This window comes from Lactobacillus sp. C449L (assembly GCF_059900815.1).
Genome location: NZ_JBWXGA010000258.1, coordinates 1 through 447 on the forward strand (window position 1 = coordinate 1; position 447 = coordinate 447).

The 447-nt window shown below is 67.6% G+C and carries 1 protein-coding gene; it reads right to left on the reverse strand.

Annotated features, from left to right (window positions below; translation table 11 throughout):
* Nucleotides 1-447, reverse strand: a 447-nt coding sequence (locus tag AC2JF9_RS09295) for a DNA methyltransferase (RefSeq protein WP_500727197.1), incomplete at both ends; no start/stop codon positions are given.

The window sequence follows — 447 nt, forward strand, 5'->3', positions numbered from 1 at the left end:
GACGTAGAAGCCGCCCGCATCGCGCACGTCGCCAACCACCCACACGGCGAAGCGGTCCTCGCGAAGCCGGCCGATGGCATCACGTATGATCGCAGCTTGAGCGGCGAAGAACGCCTCCTCGCCCATGGTCGAGAGGTCGGCCGGATTGTCCGAGTAGCGTTCCAGGTTCCAGTAGGGCGGGCAGGAGAACAGCAGGTCAGCCGATACATCGGCGGCAAGCCGCGCGATCTCGCGCGTGTCGCCCTGCCGCCACTCGGGCGCGGGGTCGCCGGCAATGTGCAACTGCGCCCGGTTCGCTTCGACCTGCTCGGACCGTAGCTCGATGCCCACGTAGGATCGGCCGAGCCGTGAGGCGACGATGCCGCGCACCGACCCGCCTGCGAACGGGTCCAAGACCGTGCCGCCTGCAGGGCAAAACCAGCGATAGGCGATCTCGCAGATAACAGG